The organism is Dactylosporangium sp. NPDC000244 (assembly GCF_040300725.1).
In the GTDB taxonomy this organism is placed as follows: domain Bacteria; phylum Actinomycetota; class Actinomycetes; order Mycobacteriales; family Micromonosporaceae; genus Dactylosporangium.
Window position 1 is genome coordinate 49,769 of sequence record NZ_JBEPEH010000035.1, and the last position, 14,624, is coordinate 64,392.

The 14,624-nt window shown below is 72.3% G+C and carries 17 protein-coding genes and 1 riboswitch; of the genes, 12 read left to right on the plus strand and 5 right to left on the minus strand.

Going from position 1 to position 14,624, the window contains the following annotated elements; all coding sequences use genetic code 11:
* Window positions 1–4 precede the first annotated feature (4 nt).
* From ABT369_RS40705 to ABT369_RS40715, 3 genes are all read right to left on the minus strand, one after another.
* A complete protein-coding gene (locus ABT369_RS40705; RefSeq protein WP_350620761.1) occupies window positions 5–1,387 on the minus strand; it encodes a glycine--tRNA ligase in 1,383 nt (460 codons plus the stop codon).
* Between the two features lie 173 nt (window positions 1,388–1,560).
* Window positions 1,561–2,085, minus strand: a complete 525-nt coding sequence (locus ABT369_RS40710; RefSeq protein WP_350620763.1) for a hypothetical protein — start codon at window positions 2,083–2,085, stop codon at window positions 1,561–1,563.
* 41 nt (window positions 2,086–2,126) lie between these two features.
* Window positions 2,127–2,447, minus strand: a complete 321-nt coding sequence (locus tag ABT369_RS40715; protein WP_350620765.1) for an antibiotic biosynthesis monooxygenase family protein — start codon at window positions 2,445–2,447, stop codon at window positions 2,127–2,129.
* Between the two features lie 32 nt (window positions 2,448–2,479).
* Here ABT369_RS40715 and ABT369_RS40720 point away from each other — a divergent pair, with 32 nt between their 5' ends.
* Genes ABT369_RS40720 through ABT369_RS40745 form a run of 6 tightly spaced genes read left to right on the plus strand, consistent with a single transcriptional unit; the run spans window position 2,480 to window position 6,151 of the window.
* On the plus strand, window positions 2,480–2,728 hold the full coding sequence (locus ABT369_RS40720; RefSeq protein ID WP_350620767.1) for a DUF6703 family protein: 249 nt from the start codon (window positions 2,480–2,482) through the stop codon (window positions 2,726–2,728).
* Between the two features lie 32 nt (window positions 2,729–2,760).
* On the plus strand, window positions 2,761–3,576 hold the full coding sequence (locus ABT369_RS40725) for a metal ABC transporter ATP-binding protein (protein ID WP_350620769.1): 816 nt from the start codon (window positions 2,761–2,763) through the stop codon (window positions 3,574–3,576).
* 11 nt (window positions 3,577–3,587) lie between these two features.
* Window positions 3,588–4,460, plus strand: a complete 873-nt coding sequence (locus tag ABT369_RS40730; protein ID WP_350620771.1) for a metal ABC transporter permease — start codon at window positions 3,588–3,590, stop codon at window positions 4,458–4,460.
* Window positions 4,447–4,770 carry an ArsR/SmtB family transcription factor gene (locus ABT369_RS40735; RefSeq protein ID WP_350620773.1) on the plus strand — a complete coding sequence of 108 codons (324 nt, stop codon included), beginning with the start codon at window positions 4,447–4,449 and terminating at the stop codon, window positions 4,768–4,770. Before ABT369_RS40730 ends, ABT369_RS40735 begins: the two co-directional genes overlap by 14 nt.
* Window positions 4,754–5,527, plus strand: coding sequence for a hypothetical protein (locus tag ABT369_RS40740; RefSeq protein ID WP_350620775.1), 774 nt, complete (start codon window positions 4,754–4,756; stop codon window positions 5,525–5,527). Before ABT369_RS40735 ends, ABT369_RS40740 begins: the two co-directional genes overlap by 17 nt.
* 27 nt (window positions 5,528–5,554) lie before the next feature.
* Entirely contained in the window at window positions 5,555–6,151 is a 597-nt protein-coding gene (locus tag ABT369_RS40745) for a hypothetical protein (RefSeq protein WP_350620777.1), read from the plus strand.
* 61 nt (window positions 6,152–6,212) lie between these two features.
* Here ABT369_RS40745 and ABT369_RS40750 read toward each other — a convergent pair whose 3' ends face one another.
* Both ABT369_RS40750 and ABT369_RS40755 read right to left on the minus strand, forming a co-directional pair.
* Window positions 6,213–8,117: an acyl-CoA dehydrogenase family protein gene (locus tag ABT369_RS40750; RefSeq protein WP_350620779.1), complete on the minus strand. Its 1,905-nt coding sequence runs from the start codon at window positions 8,115–8,117 to the stop codon at window positions 6,213–6,215.
* A 38-nt stretch (window positions 8,118–8,155) separates the two neighbouring features.
* Complete coding sequence (locus ABT369_RS40755) at window positions 8,156–8,980, minus strand: alpha/beta fold hydrolase (protein ID WP_350620781.1); 825 nt, start codon at window positions 8,978–8,980, stop codon at window positions 8,156–8,158.
* A 52-nt stretch (window positions 8,981–9,032) separates the two neighbouring features.
* A riboswitch (TPP riboswitch) is annotated at window positions 9,033–9,147 on the plus strand.
* Window positions 9,148–9,225: 78 nt separating this feature from the next.
* On the opposite strand from ABT369_RS40755, the gene ABT369_RS40760 reads away from it, so the two are divergent.
* The 6 genes from ABT369_RS40760 to ABT369_RS40785 all read left to right on the plus strand — a co-directional run bounded on the left by ABT369_RS40760 (window position 9,226) and on the right by ABT369_RS40785 (window position 14,622).
* Complete coding sequence (locus tag ABT369_RS40760; protein ID WP_350620783.1) at window positions 9,226–9,795, plus strand: ECF transporter S component; 570 nt, start codon at window positions 9,226–9,228, stop codon at window positions 9,793–9,795.
* Window positions 9,796–9,798: 3 nt separating this feature from the next.
* Window positions 9,799–11,127 carry an ABC transporter ATP-binding protein gene (locus tag ABT369_RS40765; RefSeq protein WP_350620785.1) on the plus strand — a complete coding sequence of 443 codons (1,329 nt, stop codon included), beginning with the start codon at window positions 9,799–9,801 and terminating at the stop codon, window positions 11,125–11,127.
* Window positions 11,128–11,159: 32 nt separating this feature from the next.
* The gene (locus tag ABT369_RS40770; RefSeq protein WP_350620787.1) at window positions 11,160–11,873 is read left to right on the plus strand and encodes an energy-coupling factor transporter transmembrane component T family protein; all 714 of its coding nucleotides are present in this window, start codon (window positions 11,160–11,162) and stop codon (window positions 11,871–11,873) included.
* A 79-nt stretch (window positions 11,874–11,952) separates the two neighbouring features.
* A complete protein-coding gene (locus ABT369_RS40775; protein WP_350620789.1) occupies window positions 11,953–13,683 on the plus strand; it encodes a PHP domain-containing protein in 1,731 nt (576 codons plus the stop codon).
* The gene (locus tag ABT369_RS40780) at window positions 13,683–14,066 is read left to right on the plus strand and encodes a hypothetical protein (RefSeq protein WP_350620791.1); all 384 of its coding nucleotides are present in this window, start codon (window positions 13,683–13,685) and stop codon (window positions 14,064–14,066) included. Before ABT369_RS40775 ends, ABT369_RS40780 begins: the two co-directional genes overlap by 1 nt.
* Before the next feature lie 52 nt (window positions 14,067–14,118).
* Entirely contained in the window at window positions 14,119–14,622 is a 504-nt protein-coding gene (locus ABT369_RS40785) for a MarR family winged helix-turn-helix transcriptional regulator (RefSeq protein WP_350620793.1), read from the plus strand.
* Window positions 14,623–14,624: the final 2 nt, after the last annotated feature.

Consider the following 14,624-nt stretch of genomic DNA (forward strand, 5'->3'; position numbering starts at 1 on the left):
TGGACTAGCAGCCCGGGAGGCGCTCGATCAGGTACGACTCGACCTGGTCGATCGACACCCGCTCCTGGCTCATCGTGTCGCGGTCCCGCACGGTGACCGCGTTGTCGTTGAGCGTGTCGAAGTCCACCGTCAGGCAGTACGGGGTGCCGATCTCGTCCTGGCGGCGGTACCGCCGGCCGATGCCCTGGGCGTCGTCGAAGTCCACCGTCCAGCGCTTGCGCAGCTGGGCGGCGAGGTCGCGGGCCTTGGGCGAGAGGTCGGCGTTGCGCGACAGCGGGAGCACGGCCGCCTTCACCGGGGCGAGCCGCTTGTCGAAGCGCATGACCGTGCGCTTGTCGACGGAGCCGCTGGTGTTCGGCGCCTCGTCCTCGTCGTAGGCCTCGAGCAGGAACGCCAGCACCGCGCGGGTGAGGCCGGCGGCGGGCTCGATGACATACGGCACCCACCGCTCCTTCTTCTCCTGGTCGAAGTAGGACAGGTCGACGCCGGAGTGCTTGGAGTGCGTGGTGAGGTCGAAGTCCGTGCGGTTCGCGATGCCCTCGAGCTCGGAGAACTCCTGGCCACCGAAGCGGAAGCGGTACTCGATGTCGACCGTCCGCTTCGAGTAGTGCGAGAGCTTCTCCTTCGGGTGCTCGTAGAAGCGCAGGTTCGCCTCGGAGATGCCCAGGCCGATGTACCAGTTCCAGCGCTCCTGCAGCCAGTACTCGTGCCACTGCTCGTCGCTGCCCGGCTCGACGAAGAACTCCATCTCCATCTGCTCGAACTCGCGCGTGCGGAAGATGAAGTTGCCCGGCGTGATCTCGTTGCGGAAGCTCTTGCCGATCTGCGCGATGCCGAACGGCGGCTTCTTGCGCGCCGCGCCGGCCACGTTGTTGAAGTTGACGAAGATGCCCTGCGCGGTCTCGGGGCGCAGGTAGTGCAGGCCCTCGTCGTTCTCCACGGCGCCCAGGTAGGTCTTCATGAGGCCGTTGAACATCCGCGGCTCGCTGAAGGTGCCCTTGTTGCCGCAGTTCGGGCAGTTGATCTCGCCGAGCACGAACGGCTTCTCGGTGCCGTTCTTCTCGACCCAGGCCTCCTCGAGGTGGTCGGCCCGGAAGCGCTTGTGGCACGAGGCGCACTCGGTCAGCGGGTCGACGAACGCGTCGACGTGGCCGGAGGCGACCCAGACGTCGCGGGCCAGGATCACGGCGGAGTCCAGACCGACGATGTCGTCGCGCTGCTGGACCATGGTGCGCCACCACTGCCGGCGGACGTTGTCCTTGAGCTCCACGCCCAGCGGGCCGTAGTCCCAGGCCGAGCGCGTGCCTCCGTAGATCTCGCTCGACGGGAAGACAAAGCCGCGGCGCTTCGCGAGGCTGACGACGGAATCGATGCGATCTGCGGCCATGGTTCCTCCTAAGCCTCACGGCGACTGGCTGTCGGCAAGGCTGGTCGTGTGGTGTCCGGACTTGGGTCGTTACCCGGGCAAACCGTCAAACGTCACCATCGACGGTACGGTTACGCCGCGGCGAGCCGCACCAGATTAACGGGCGCGCCGGGCGGCCCCGCGCCGCGGTCGGTCTAGTCGATGCCCCCGCAGATCACGTAGCGGGTGCCGGCCTGTTCCATTGTGTACTCGTGATCGACCCATGTCGTGCGCTCGCGCACCTGGGCCGGGACGGTGATCGTGTTGCTGATCGTGACGTCGTCCGCGTTGACCTTGAAGTCGGTGACCGGCGTGGCGCCGAAGTGGTCGGAGAACCAGCCGACCGAGTGTGTGCGCTGCTGCGCGTCGCACAGCTGACGGCGGGCGGTGGCGTAGTCCTGGTCCCGCACGGCGGTGAGGTAGTCCTCGACCACGGCGGCGACCTGGCCCTTGCCGATCGAGTCGGCGTAGGGCACCAGGAGCGTGACGCCGACGATGCCGCCGACGCAGCACAGCACGAGGACCAGCCCGCCGATGCCCAGCCCCCACCACAGTCCGCGCAGGTCACGGTCCCGCGGCGGGGAGGCGAACGGCGCGGCCACGCCCGGCCCGCGCGGCGGGGGCGGGACCTCGTCGGCCTGCTCCCAGAGGGGAGTCGGGCCGGCCTGCGGCGGCATCATGGCGTTCAGCCTATCCAAGCGCGCCGGGCGAGCGCTTGCGCTCAGGCGCGGTCACTGGTGGACACGGTCAGGTCGCCGCCCGGCGCGGCCTCGGCCAGCACCTCGAACGCGGAGGGCTCGTCGAGGGCCTGGGCCAGCAGCGGCGTGGCGTGCATCTTGACGTCGAAGTTCGACAGCGCGCGGCGGTAGGCCCCGACCGACTCCCACTCGGTGACGATGCTCCAGTGGGCCGGATCGTCGAACGCGCGTCCGAGGCGGCCGCGAAGGTACCCTGGGCAGGCCGCGAGGGCGGCGAGCGCGGTGTGAGCACGGCCGGCGAAGCCGTCGTCCTCCTCGACGACGAACCTGGTCATCACGAGCATGCCGCCGAGCATACGGAAGGACGTCTGGCCCCATGACCGAGCGTGTGCTCCTCCGCCTCAATCGGATGAACAAGACCGTGGCGTTCCTCGCCGCCGCGGTGCTGGTCTTCCTCGGGCTGTTGCTGCCGGGAATCGTGGGCTCGGCGGTGCTGCTGGTGTTCGCCGCCGCCCTGATCTGGCTGATCACGAAGACGTGGGCCATCACCCCGCCCCAGATGCGGGTCCCCCGCGTGATCATCCTCGCACTGCTCGTGGTCGCCGCGGCCTACAAGGCAAGTTGACAACGATTCCCATTATCGGGCAGGCTCGAAGGGTGGTTCTCCAGGTCGAACGGGCGGTCGTCGCCTACGATGGCCGGCCCGTCCTCGACGGGGTCTCGCTCTCGGTGCGCGCGGGCGAGGTGGTCGCCGTCCTCGGCGCCAACGGCTCGGGCAAGTCCACCCTCGTGAAGGCCTCGATGGGGCTGGCCCCGCTGGCCGGCGGCGAGGTGCGGCTCTTCGGCACCCCGCTGCGGCGCTTCCGCGGCTGGCACCGCATCGGCTACGTGCCCCAGCGCGTCGGCGCCGGCTCCGGCGTGCCCGCGACCGTCGGCGAGGTCGTGGCCGAGGGCCGGCTGGCCCGCCGCGGCTTCCTGCGCCCGGCGTCCCCGGCCGACCGGCGCGCCGTGGCCGAGGCCCTCGAGGCGGTCGGCCTGGCCGATCGCGCCCGCGAGCCGGTCTCCGTGCTGTCCGGCGGCCAGCAGCAGCGGGTGCTCATCGCCCGCGCCCTGGCCGGCGGCCCGGAGCTGCTGGTGCTGGACGAGCCGACGGCGGGCGTCGACGCGGTGAGCCAGGAGCTGTTCGCCGGGTGCCTGCGCCGCTTCGTGACCCAGGGCGGCACGGTCGTCTTCGTCGCGCACGAGCTGGGCCCGCTGCGCCCCCTGATCACCCGCGCGGTCGTGGTGAACCGCGGCGAGATCGTGCACGACGGCGCCCCGCCGACGACGGACAACGACCACGTGCACCCCCACGCCGACGCCGCCGACCTGCACGTCCACACCCACCCGGCGCCCGACGGCCACGTCCACACCGCGGCCGACGTCCACACCGCGGCCGACGGGCGCGTGCGCCCGAACGTCGCCGCGGCCTGAGCGGGGCCGGCGTGAGCATCTTCGCCTACGACTTCATGATCCGCGCCCTGCTCGGCGCGCTCATCACCGGCGCGTCCGCGCCCGCCATCGGCACCTACCTGGTGCAGCGGCGCCTCTCCCTGATCGGCGACGGCCTGGGCCACGTCGCGCTCACGGGCGTCGGCCTCGGCCTGCTGCTGCACCGCTCCCCCGTGATCATGGCGGTCCTGGCCGCCGCGGCCGGCGCCGTGGTCATCGAGCTGGTCCGCGAGCGCGGCCGCACCTCGGGCGACATCGCCCTGTCCATGCTCTTCTACGGCGGCATCTCCGGCGGCGTGGTCCTCGTGAACCTGTCGGACGAGCAGAGCAGCCGGAGTCTGGTGACGTACCTCTTCGGCAGCCCCCTCACCACGAACCGCCAGGACCTGACGGTCATGCTGATCCTGGGCGTCGCCGTGCTGGCGGTGGCGATCCTGCTGCGGCCCTGGCTGTTCGCCGTGTGCCACGACGAGGAGTACGCCCGCGTGTCCGGCCTGCCGGTGCGCACCCTGAACCTGATCCTCGCGATCACCACGGCGGTGACCGTCACCGTGGCCATGCGCGCCGTCGGCCTGCTGCTGGTCAGCGCGCTCATGGTCGTCCCGGTGGCGACGGCCCAGCAGATCACCCGCGGCTTCCGCGCCACGATGCTGACCGCGATCGGCATCGGCCTGCTCGTGTCGGGCCTGGGCGTGTGGCTGTCGACGGCGATCGACACCGGCCCGGGCGCCACGGTCGTCCTGCTCGCCATCGCCGGCTTCTTCGCCGTGACCGTCGCCGTCTCCGCGCTGCGCGCCGCCCGCCGCGCCCGCCATCGCAGCACCCCCGCCGAGGCGGAGGAGGTCGAGCCAAGTGCCGTCGCCTGAGCCGTCGAACGGGCACCGGAACGGGCACCCGAACGACGGGTACGAGGCCGCCGGCGAGCTGCTCAAGGCCCTCTCCGCCCCGCTGCGCATCCGCATCGTGACCGAGCTCGCCGACGGGCCGCGCTGCGTCCACGAGCTGGTCGAGACCCTCGGCGCCCCGCAGCCGCTCGTGTCGCAGCACCTGCGCGTCCTGCGCGGCGCCGGCGTCGTGCGCGGTTCCCGGCGCGGCCGCGAGATCGCCTACGCTCTGATCGATGAGCACATCGCGCACATCGTCGCCGACGCCGTCAGCCATGCGCGCGAGGGCTGAGCGCCTCGCGGCGGCGGTCCTGGTGGCGGCGCTGGCCCTGACCGGCTGTACCGATGGCGCCAAACCCTCGTCGTCGTCCGGCGCCCCGGCGACGAGCAGCGCCGCGCCCGTGGCGACCGACCCGGCGTCCGTGTTCAAGGCGGCCGTCGCGAAGACGAACGGCGTCGCGCTGTCGTTCACGATCGACTCGGACCTCGGCGCGCTCGGGCAGATGCAGGGCGACGGCGCGTCCGACCCTGCCAAGAAGGCGACCGCCTACAAGGCCGAGCTGCTCACCCCCGACCGGAAGATCGACATCTCGGCGGTACTGGTCAGCCCCGACCTGTACCTGCAGGTCACCGGGATCACCACCGACCGCTGGGCACACCTGGACGTCACCAAGGTCAAGTCGCTGTCCAAGCTCGGGCTCGACGCCACCGGCAGCCCGACCGGCCTGGGCGCCCTCCCCGGCGAGATCGTCACCGTGACGCAGACGGGTCCGGGCACGTTCAGCGGCACCCTGGACAAGACGAAGAACCCGGTCGCGGCCGGCGCCGGCGCGACCGAGGCGCTCAAGAGCGTGCCGTTCGAGGCCACGGTCGACGCGAACGGATACGTCACGCAGCTCGTCACGCACACCCCGCCGCTCGGCTCCGCGCCCGCGTCGAGCACCACGGCGAAGTTCGCGAACTTCGGCAGCAAGACGATCAAGATCGAACGCCCGGACTCCTCCACGGTCGAGCAGGCGCCCGATTCCCTCTACCAGACACTGCAATAACCCGCGGCGTACGCGACGCTGGGAGCCATGAAGCTCTATGCCGACCGCGCCCCCGTCGCCTTCCGGCAGTTCCTGACCGACGCGCTCGTCGTCGTGTGGGTGTACGCCTGGATCCGGCTCGGGATGAGCCTGTTCGACCTCATCCAGAAGCTCGCCGTGCCCGGCCAGAAGCTCGAGGGCGCCGGCAACGGGCTGGCCTCGAACCTCAACTCGGCCGGCGACAAGATCGACAAGGTGCCCGGCGTCGGCGACTCGATCGCGACCCCGTTCCGCAACGCCGCGAACGCCGCGACCTCGCTGGCCAACGCCGGCAAGGACCAGCAGGAGATCGTCAACGACCTGGCCTGGATCCTGTCCGTGGTCGTCGTGGTGGTGCCGGTGCTGTTTGTCGTCGGTGTCTGGCTGCCGCTGCGCGTCCGCTGGGCGCGGCGGGCGGCGTCGGCTGCGAGGCTGCGCACGGTGACGGCGGGGCGGGACCTGCTGGCCCTGCGCGCGCTGGCGACGCAGCCGCTCAAGCGCCTCATCAAGGTCGACCCCGAGGTGGCCGCCCGGTGGCGCCGCGGCGATCCGGAGACGGTGGAGGCCCTGGCCCAGCTCGAGCTGCGCTCGCTCGGCCTGCGCTGAGCGCCCGAGGGGCCCCGGCGGTCAGACCGGGGCTCCTCGAATCCAACGCCGAACCGAACCCTCAGAAGCGCCGGCGCACGTCCTCGGCCGTGGATGGGCCCGGCGACCAGTCGGCGGTGGAGGGACCGTCGGCGACGACCGGCACGATGCCCTCCTCGAGCGAGAGGTACCGCCCGGCCAGCACGCGCTTGGCCGCCGAGACCTCCACCGAGTCGGCGTTGGCCCACAGCGAGCCGAACAGCGCCTCCGCCCGCAGCGTGGCCTGCCGGCAGAACAGGTCCGCCAGCTCCAGGCCCTCGGGCCGGTCGGCCCGCTCCGTGCGCGCCTTCACGCACGCGGCGGACATCGCGAACAGCTCGGCCCCGATGTCGACCACGCGGCCGAGGAAGCCCTGCTTGTGCTCCAGCTTGCCCTGCCAGCGCGCCATCGCGTAGAAGGTCTCGCGGGCCAGCCGGCGCGAGGCCCGCTCGACGTAGCGCAGGTGCGGAGCCAGGGCGCCGAACTCGGCGAAGCCGCCCGGCAGCTGGCCCTTGCCCGCGACCAGGGTCGGCAGCCACCTGGCGTAGAAGCCGCCCGCCTTCCCGGCCGCCTTCGCCTTGCGGCCCAGGCCCGCCTCGGGGTCGATGATGTCGCCCGCGACCGAGAGGTGCGCGTCGACGGCCTCCCGGGCGATGGCCAGGTGCATGATCTCCGTCGAGCCCTCGAAGATCCGGTTGATGCGCACGTCGCGCAGGATCTGCTCGGCCGGGATGGCCCGCTCGCCGCGCGCGGCGAGGGAGTCGGCGGTCTCGTAGCCGCGGCCGCCCCGGATCTGCACGAGCTCGTCGGCGACCTTCCAGGCCAGCTCCGAGGCGTACAGCTTGACCAGCGCGGCCTCGATGCGGATGTCGTTGCGGTTGTCGTCGGCGAGCCGGCAGGAGACCTCGAGCATGGCCTCCATCCCGTAGGTGGTGCCGGCGATGAACGCGATCTTCTTGGCGATCGCCTCGTACGTGCCGATCGGCCGGCCCATCTGCACCCGCTCCGCGGCCCACTCGCGGGCCACGCCGAGGCACCACTTGCCGGCCCCGACGCACATCGCCGGCAGCGACAGCCGGCCGGTGTTGAGCGTGCTCAGGGCGATGCGCAGGCCCTGACCCTCGCCGCCGATGACGTTCTCCTTGGGCACGCGCACGTCGTGGAAGCGGGTGACGCTGTTCTCCAGGCCGCGCAGGCCCATGAACGCGTTGCGCCGCTCGATGGTCACGCCGGGCGCGTCGCCCTCGACCACGAACGCGGTGATCCCGCCCTTGTGCCCCTCGCTCCTGGGCACCACCGCCATGACCACGAACAGGGTGGCCAAGGTCCCGTTGGTGGCCCACAGCTTGACGCCGTTGAGCAGGTAGTCGCCGTCCTCGGTGGGCACCGCGGCGGTGCGCATCCCGGCCGGGAACGAACCGACCTCCGGCTCGGTGAGCAGGAACGCGGAGACCTCCCCGGCGGCCAGGCGGGGCAGGAAGCGCTGCTTCTGCTCGTCGTTGCCGATCAGCTTGAGCGGCTGCGGCACGCCGATCGACTGGTGCGCCGACAGCAGCGCGCCGATGGACGGGTTGACCGAGCCGACGAGCATGAGCGCGCGGCAGTAGTCGAGATTGGTCAGGCCCAGCCCGCCGTACCGCTCGTCGATCTTCATCCCGAAGGCGCCCAGCTCCCCGAGCGAGCGCAGCACCTCGTCCGGGATGTGGGCGTCGCGCTCGATCTGCTGGCCGTCCACCTCCGCGCTCAGGTAGGCGGCGAGCTTGGCGCGGAACTCGGCGCCGCGCGCCTCGGCGGCCGGATCGAGCTCCGGCAGCGGGTCGATGAGATCCAGGCGCAGCCGGCCGAGAAAGAGCTCCTTGCCGAAGCTCGGCTTGCGCCACTCGGTCTCGCGGTTCTCCTCGATGACCTTGCGCGCCTCCCGTTCCGCGCGCACCGACGTCGCAACCATGGACACCCCCAGGTAGACGCTCCCGAACCTCCAGGTTATTACCCACGAGTAGCGTCGGCTATGCCAACGATCGCGGCCGCGACCGCGGCGGGTGCCTCGTCGGGGATCCAGTGGCTGACGCCGGCCAGCGGCACGAACCGGTAGCCGGCCGCGACGTGCTCGGCACAGGCGCGGGCCGCCGTCGGGCCGATGGCCACATCGCCGTCGCTCCACACGTACGTCGTCGGCACCGTGGCGGGCCCCAGCCCGACGAGGTCGAGCGAGCTCATCGCCCGGTACCAGTTCAGCGCCGCCGTCAGCGCCCCCGGCTCGAGCAGCGGCCGCACGTACCCCTCGACGTCCTCCAGCGGCGCGAACAGCCCGCGCAGCCGTCGCGCGGAGTCGGCCAGCAGCACCTCCTCGGCCTTGCCCGGCTGCCGGAAGAGCTTGATGTACGCCGAGCGCTCCCGCTGGTCCGGGTCGTTCGCGTAGGCGTAGGCCGAGGCGTGCGGGTGCGGCACCGAAACCGCCGTGAGCGTGCGCACCCGGGCGGCGTGCCGCAGCGCCACGTGCCAGGCGCAGATCGCTCCCCAGTCGTGGCCCACCAGGTGTACCGCCGGAATCTCCAGCGCGTCGAGGACCGCCACGACATCCAGCGCGCACTCGGTGATCCGGTAGGCCTCGACCGGCGCGGGACGGGCGCCGGGCGAGGTGCCCCGCTGGTCGAGGGCGTAGGTGCGCAGGCCAGCGGCGTGCAGCAGCGGGGTGACCGCCGCCCACTCGCCGCTGTGCTGCGGGAATCCGTGCAGCAGCAGCACCGGCTCCCCGTCGGCCGGGCCGCCGTCGAACACATCGAACGTGAGCGAGCGCGCCGTGATTTTCATGACCCGAGACTACGAGTTGGCGACGATCACTGTTACCGTCGGGAAACAACTGCACATCCGACAGGGGAGCGCACAGCGCTGAGAGTGCGACGGCCGTCCGACGGCCCCGCAGACCCTCGAACCTGATCTGGGTAATGCCAGCGCAGGGAGCTCGGTCACCTCACGCCAGCCGTCACGTCGGCCTATCCAAGGGCCGGCGTGACGTCGCGTCTCCTTCTGGTTCGCACGAACTGGGAGGTTCAACCATGCAGACCCGTTGGCGGACCGTCGACATCGTCGTCGCGTCCATCATCGCCGTGGCCTTCGCCGGGGTGTTCTACGCCTGGAACAACCTGTGGAACGCCCTGGAGAGCTTCGCGCTGCCCTGGCGCGCGGTGATCTACGGCGTGTGGCTCATCCCCGCGGTCCTCGGGCCGCTCGTCATCCGCAAGCCCGGCGCCGGCCTCTACACCGAGCTCGTCGCCGCGACCGTCTCCGCGCTGTTCGGCTCGGCGTGGGGGCTCACCGTCGTGGTGTCCGGCCTGGTGCAGGGCATCGGCGGCGAGTTCGGCTTCGCCGCGACCGGCTACCGCGGGTACAAACTCGTCAACGCCCTGGTCGCGGGCGCCCTCTCCGGCGTGGGCGCCGCGCTGTTCGACCTGAGCGTCTACTACGGCGACACGTTCACGGCCGGCCAGAAGTGGACCTACGCGGCGCTCGTCGTGGCCAGCGGCGCGATCGTCGCCGGCGGCGGCAGCTGGGCCCTGCAGCGCGCGCTGTCGCGCACGGGCGTGCTGGACCGCTTCCCGTCCGGCCGGGAGCGGGTTGCCGTCTAAGCGTTGAGCACCGTCGAATTCCGCGGGTTCGGGTGGCGGCACGCCGGGCGCAAGGCCTGGGCGATCCGCCACCTCGACCTGCGCATCGAGCACGGCGAGCGGGTCCTGCTGCTGGGCGCCTCCGGGGCCGGCAAGTCCACGCTGCTCGCCGCCCTGGCCGGCCTGCTCGCCGAGGACTCCGGCGAGCAGGAGGGCGAGGTCCTGGTCGACGGCCGCGACGCGCGCCGGCAGCGCAACACGACGGGGATCGTGTTCCAGGACCCCCAGACCCAGCTCGTGATGAGCCGGGCCGGCGACGACGTCGCCTTCGGCCTGGAGAACCGCGGCGTGCCCCGGGCCGAGATCTGGCCGCGGGTCGACGCCGCGCTGAGCGCCGTCGGCTTCCCGTACGACCGCGCCCGCAGCACCGCCGCGCTCTCCGGCGGCGAGCAGCAGCGGCTGGCCATCGCCGGCGTGATCGCGCTGCGGCCCGGGCTGCTGCTGCTCGACGAGCCGACCGCGAACCTCGATCCGGAGGGGGCGCAGCTCGTCCGTACCGCCATCGCCAAGGTCATCCAGGACCTCGACGCGACCCTGGTGCTGGTCGAGCACCGGGTCGACGAGGCCCTCCCCCTGGTCGACCGGACCGTCGTGATCGGCGACGACCCCGACGCGGTCTGGAGCCCCGGCGCCCCGCTGCCGGCCCGCCGGGCCGTCACCGCCCCGGGCGAGGCGCTGCTCACCGCCGAGCGCCTGGCCCTGCCGCACACCGCCGCCGTCGTCGACGAGGAGGTGCGCGCGGGGCAGGCCCTCGCGGTCGAGGGCCCCAACGGCGCCGGCAAGACGACCCTCGCGCTGCTGCTCGGCGGCCTGACGAAGCCGCGGGCCGGGCGGGTGACGGCCTCGGCCGCGCTGGCCGGGCGGGACGCGGGCCGCCCGCCGCACCGCTGGCGGGCGCGGAGCCTGGCCACGCGGATCGGCTCGGTGTTCCAGAACCCCGAGCACCAGTTCGTCACCGACACCGTCCGCGCCGAGCTGGCCCTCGGGGGCGCGTCCGAGGCGACGGTCGATCACCTGTTGCAGCGGCTGTACCTCGACCGCCTGGCCCTCGCCAACCCCTTCACGCTCTCCGGCGGCGAACAGCGCCGGCTCAGCGTCGCGACCGCGCTCGCCGCCGCGCCCCGGGTGCTGGTCCTGGACGAGCCGACGTTCGGGCAGGACCTGCGCACCTGGCGGGAGCTGGTGACCCTGCTCGCCGACCTGCGCGACGAGGGCCGGGCGCTGGTGCTGGTCACCCACGACCCGCAGCTCGTGGCCGCGATCGGCGACCGGCGGCTGGAGCTGCGCCGATGACCGGACCATCGCCGACGACTGGACCTTCGCCGATGAACGGGACCTGGCTCGGGCGGCGCGACGCGGTGGCCAAGCTGCTCGCCGCGCTGCTGGTGACCGCGGCGGTGGTCACCACCCTGGACCCGGCCGCCTCGCTGACCGTCATCGGCGTGCTGCTGGTGCTGCTGCCGTTCACCGGGCTCGGCCTGGGCACGCTGTGGCGGCGGGGCTGGCCGATCCTGGTCTCCGCGGCCGGCATCTTCGGCTTCACCGTGCTGCTCGGGGCGCAGGACTCGCCGGTCGTCGCGCACGTCGCCGGGCTCGACGTGCGCGAGAACGCGGTCGGCTACGCCCTGCGGCTGCTCGCCGTCGGGCTGCCCGGCTTCGTGGTGTTCGCGACCATCGACCCGACCGACCTCGCCGACTCGCTCGTCGCGCACCTGCGGGTCCCGCCCCGGTTCGCGATCGGCGCCCTGGCCGCGCTCCGCCTGGCGCCGCTGCTCGCCGGGGAGTATCAGCTGATCCGGCTCGCGCGGCGCGCCCGCGGTACCAAGGCCGGGCCCTTCTCCACGCTCTTCGGCCTGCTCGTCGCCGCCATCCGGCGCGGCATCCGGCTGGCAACGGCCATGGAGGCCCGCGGATTCGACCGGGGCGAGCCGCGCACGATCGCCCGGGATACCCGATTCGGGTGGATGGACGCGCTGGTAGTGGCCCTCGGCCTGACCCTCGCGGTAGCGGTGATCATGCTGAAGTTCGCGCGGACATAGGTATATCGCTACCTGTTGTTTGCCCACGGCGTCGAGGGTCGGCGGTGAGAACCACCCTGATTCCAGCTGAGGAGCCTTCATGGGCCACGGCCACGGCCACCACCATCACCACGAGGACATGCCGCAGGCTGCCGGCGACGTCCCCGCGGTGCTCGACGCGTCGATCCCGGACAGCGAGCTCTCGCCCGGCGACGTCTCCCGCCGCGGGTTCCTTCGCCGCGCGGGCCTGCTCGGTGCGGCTGCCGCCGCGGGCGGCGCGCTGGCGAACGCCGGCGTCGCGCACGCGCACGGCGACGACGACCACAACCACGACTTCGACGGCTGGGACCGCCACGGCCACAGCCGCCCGTCGAACAACAACTACAAGTGGCTGGCGGGCGACCACCACATCCACACCCAGTTCTCCAGCGACGGCATGTACCGGGTCGACGACCACGTGAAGCACGCCTCCGCCTTCGGTCTGGACTGGATGGTCATCACCGACCACGGCACCGTCCAGCACTCGAAGATCGGCGTCGACAAGGTCAACCCGCTCATCCGCGGGGCCCGCGACGACTACAAGGACATGCTGGTCTTCCAGGGCCTGGAGTGGAACATCCCGGCCGCCGAGCACGGCACGGTCTTCGTGCACCCGGGCGCCAACGAGGTCGCGGTCCTCAAGGAGTTCGAGGGCACCTTCGACGGCTCGGTGCAGGGCGCGGTCAACCCGGCCAACGTCACCGAGGCCCTCGCGGTCGCCGGCATCAAGTTCCTCGGCGACCAGGTCGCCAAGCGGCGGGTCCAGGACGCGCTGTTCCTGGCCAACCACCCGGCCCGCAACGGCATCGACTCGCCGCACGAGATCCGCAACTGGCGCGACGCCAACCCGCAGATCGCGATCGGCTTCGAGGGCGCGCCCGGCCACCAGGCCGCCGGCATCGCCAAGCCGCTCGGCGGCGGCGCGGGCCGCGGCTTCTACGAGAACGCCCCCAACGCGAACTCGTTCGCCGGCTACCCGCCGGAGAGCTACCGCACCTGGGGCGGCTTCGACTGGATGACCTCCACCGTCGGCGGCCTCTGGGACAGCCTCCTGGCCGAGGGCAAGGCGTGGTGGATCACCGCGAACTCGGACTCGCACGTCGTCTACGAGGAGACGTCGAAGCGCCCCGACAACACGGACTTCGCCACCAACGGCTACCACTTCGACCCGGTGTACGGCCAGCCGGCCAACCTCACCCCCGGTGACTTCTGGCCCGGCTACTACAGCCGCACCCACGTCGGCTCGAGCAACTTCAGCTACGCGGCGGTCATGGCCGGCCTGCGCGCCGGTCGCGTGTGGGTCGACCACGGCCACCTGATCGACGGCCTCGACGTGCAGGTGCGCGTCAAGGGCTCGCCGGTCGGCACCACCCTGGGCGGCTCGCTGCAGCTGCGCCGCGGCCAGCGCGCCGAGCTGGTCATCAAGATCGCGCTGGCCGACAAGGCGAACTGGGCGAACTTCGTGCCCAAGCTGGCCCGCGTCGACGTCATCCGCGGTGCCGTCACGGGCGCCGTGTCCGACAAGGACACGTTCAAGTCCCCGGACACCAAGGTCGTCAAGTCCTTCGAGGTGACCCAGTCCAAGGGCACCGTGTCGTTCACCTACGACCTGGGCGTGGCCGACCAGCCGTTCTACGTGCGCGTGCGCGGCACCGACGGCAACCGCACCGCCCCCGGCTACCTGGGCGCGTCGATCGACCCGGCCGGCCCGGCGATCGACGTCCTCGGCGACGCCGACCCGTGGAAGGACCTCTGGTTCTACGCGAACCCGATCTGGGTCCTCCCCCGGTAATGCAGTTCCCCGACGTCCAGGCGGCCGACCATCACATCCTGACGGCCGGCCGCCCCGCGTTCACGTACTTCTCCGGCGGGCAGGTCGCCGTCGGCGCTGACGCGGAGACGCCCCCGGAGGGGGCTCGCCAGGTGGTGTTCGAGGGCCACGAGGGGCTCAAGGGCACCATCGCGGTGTCGGCGATCATCGACGGCTCGGCGATCGAGAAGGTCGTGATCCTCGGCGGCATGACGGCGGTGCCGGAGATGCTCGTGGACACCCGCGACTTCGTCCGGCCGATCTGGCGCGACGGCGTGCTGACGCTCGTCACCCAGTTCGGCCGGGGCGGGGTCCTGGTGCCCTTCGAGCCGCCGAACAACCGGCCCTGCTGCGCCGACCACTAGCACAACGCCGGGGCCCGCCGGGATTCCAGCGGGCCCCGGCTAGTCTCGGGGCATGCCCAGGGACCAGATCGACGAGGTCGTCGACGAGTGGCGCGCGCAGCTGCCCGACGTCGTCTCCCCGTCCATGGAGCTGGGCAAGCGCGTCCACCGCCTCGCCGGACGGCTCCAGGAGGCGGTGCGCAACGAGACCGCGGCCCTGGGGCTCACCCCGGCCGAGTTCGACGTGCTCTCGGCGCTGCGCCGGGCCGGCCCGCCGTATGCGCGCAAGCCCTCCGACCTCGCCTCCGGCCTCCTGCTGACCTCCGGCGGGATCAGCAACGTGCTGCGCCGGCTCCAGCAGGACGGGCTCATCGAGCGCGCGGCCGACCCCGCCGACGCCCGGGTCGCCTGGGTGCGGCTGAGCGAGTCCGGCGTGGCCGCGGCCGAGAAGGTCGTGCGGGCGGTCACCGGCGCGCAGGCCCGGCTCTTCGCCGGCGCCGACCCGGCCCTCGTCGCCCAGGCCGCCGACCGGCTGCGCGACGTGCTCATCGCCCTCGGTGACATCGCAAAGGACTGAAG

Excerpts from the sequence above, each read along its gene's own strand:
- ABT369_RS40750 (WP_350620779.1), bottom strand. The coding sequence starts at position 8,117 with ATGGTTGCGACGTCGGTGCGCGCGGAACGGGAGGCGCGCAAGGTCATC.
- ABT369_RS40780 (WP_350620791.1), top strand. The coding sequence starts at position 13,683 with ATGCAGTTCCCCGACGTCCAGGCGGCCGACCATCACATCCTGACGGCC.
- ABT369_RS40720 (WP_350620767.1), top strand. The coding sequence starts at position 2,480 with ATGACCGAGCGTGTGCTCCTCCGCCTCAATCGGATGAACAAGACCGTG.
- ABT369_RS40745 (WP_350620777.1), top strand. The coding sequence starts at position 5,555 with ATGAAGCTCTATGCCGACCGCGCCCCCGTCGCCTTCCGGCAGTTCCTG.
- ABT369_RS40775 (WP_350620789.1), top strand. The coding sequence starts at position 11,953 with ATGGGCCACGGCCACGGCCACCACCATCACCACGAGGACATGCCGCAG.
- ABT369_RS40760 (WP_350620783.1), top strand. The coding sequence starts at position 9,226 with ATGCAGACCCGTTGGCGGACCGTCGACATCGTCGTCGCGTCCATCATC.
- ABT369_RS40705 (WP_350620761.1), bottom strand. The coding sequence starts at position 1,387 with ATGGCCGCAGATCGCATCGATTCCGTCGTCAGCCTCGCGAAGCGCCGC.
- ABT369_RS40740 (WP_350620775.1), top strand. The coding sequence starts at position 4,754 with ATGCGCGCGAGGGCTGAGCGCCTCGCGGCGGCGGTCCTGGTGGCGGCG.
- ABT369_RS40755 (WP_350620781.1), bottom strand. The coding sequence starts at position 8,980 with ATGAAAATCACGGCGCGCTCGCTCACGTTCGATGTGTTCGACGGCGGC.
- ABT369_RS40770 (WP_350620787.1), top strand. The coding sequence starts at position 11,160 with ATGAACGGGACCTGGCTCGGGCGGCGCGACGCGGTGGCCAAGCTGCTC.
- ABT369_RS40785 (WP_350620793.1), top strand. The coding sequence starts at position 14,119 with ATGCCCAGGGACCAGATCGACGAGGTCGTCGACGAGTGGCGCGCGCAG.
- ABT369_RS40715 (WP_350620765.1), bottom strand. The coding sequence starts at position 2,447 with ATGCTCGTGATGACCAGGTTCGTCGTCGAGGAGGACGACGGCTTCGCC.
- ABT369_RS40710 (WP_350620763.1), bottom strand. The coding sequence starts at position 2,085 with ATGATGCCGCCGCAGGCCGGCCCGACTCCCCTCTGGGAGCAGGCCGAC.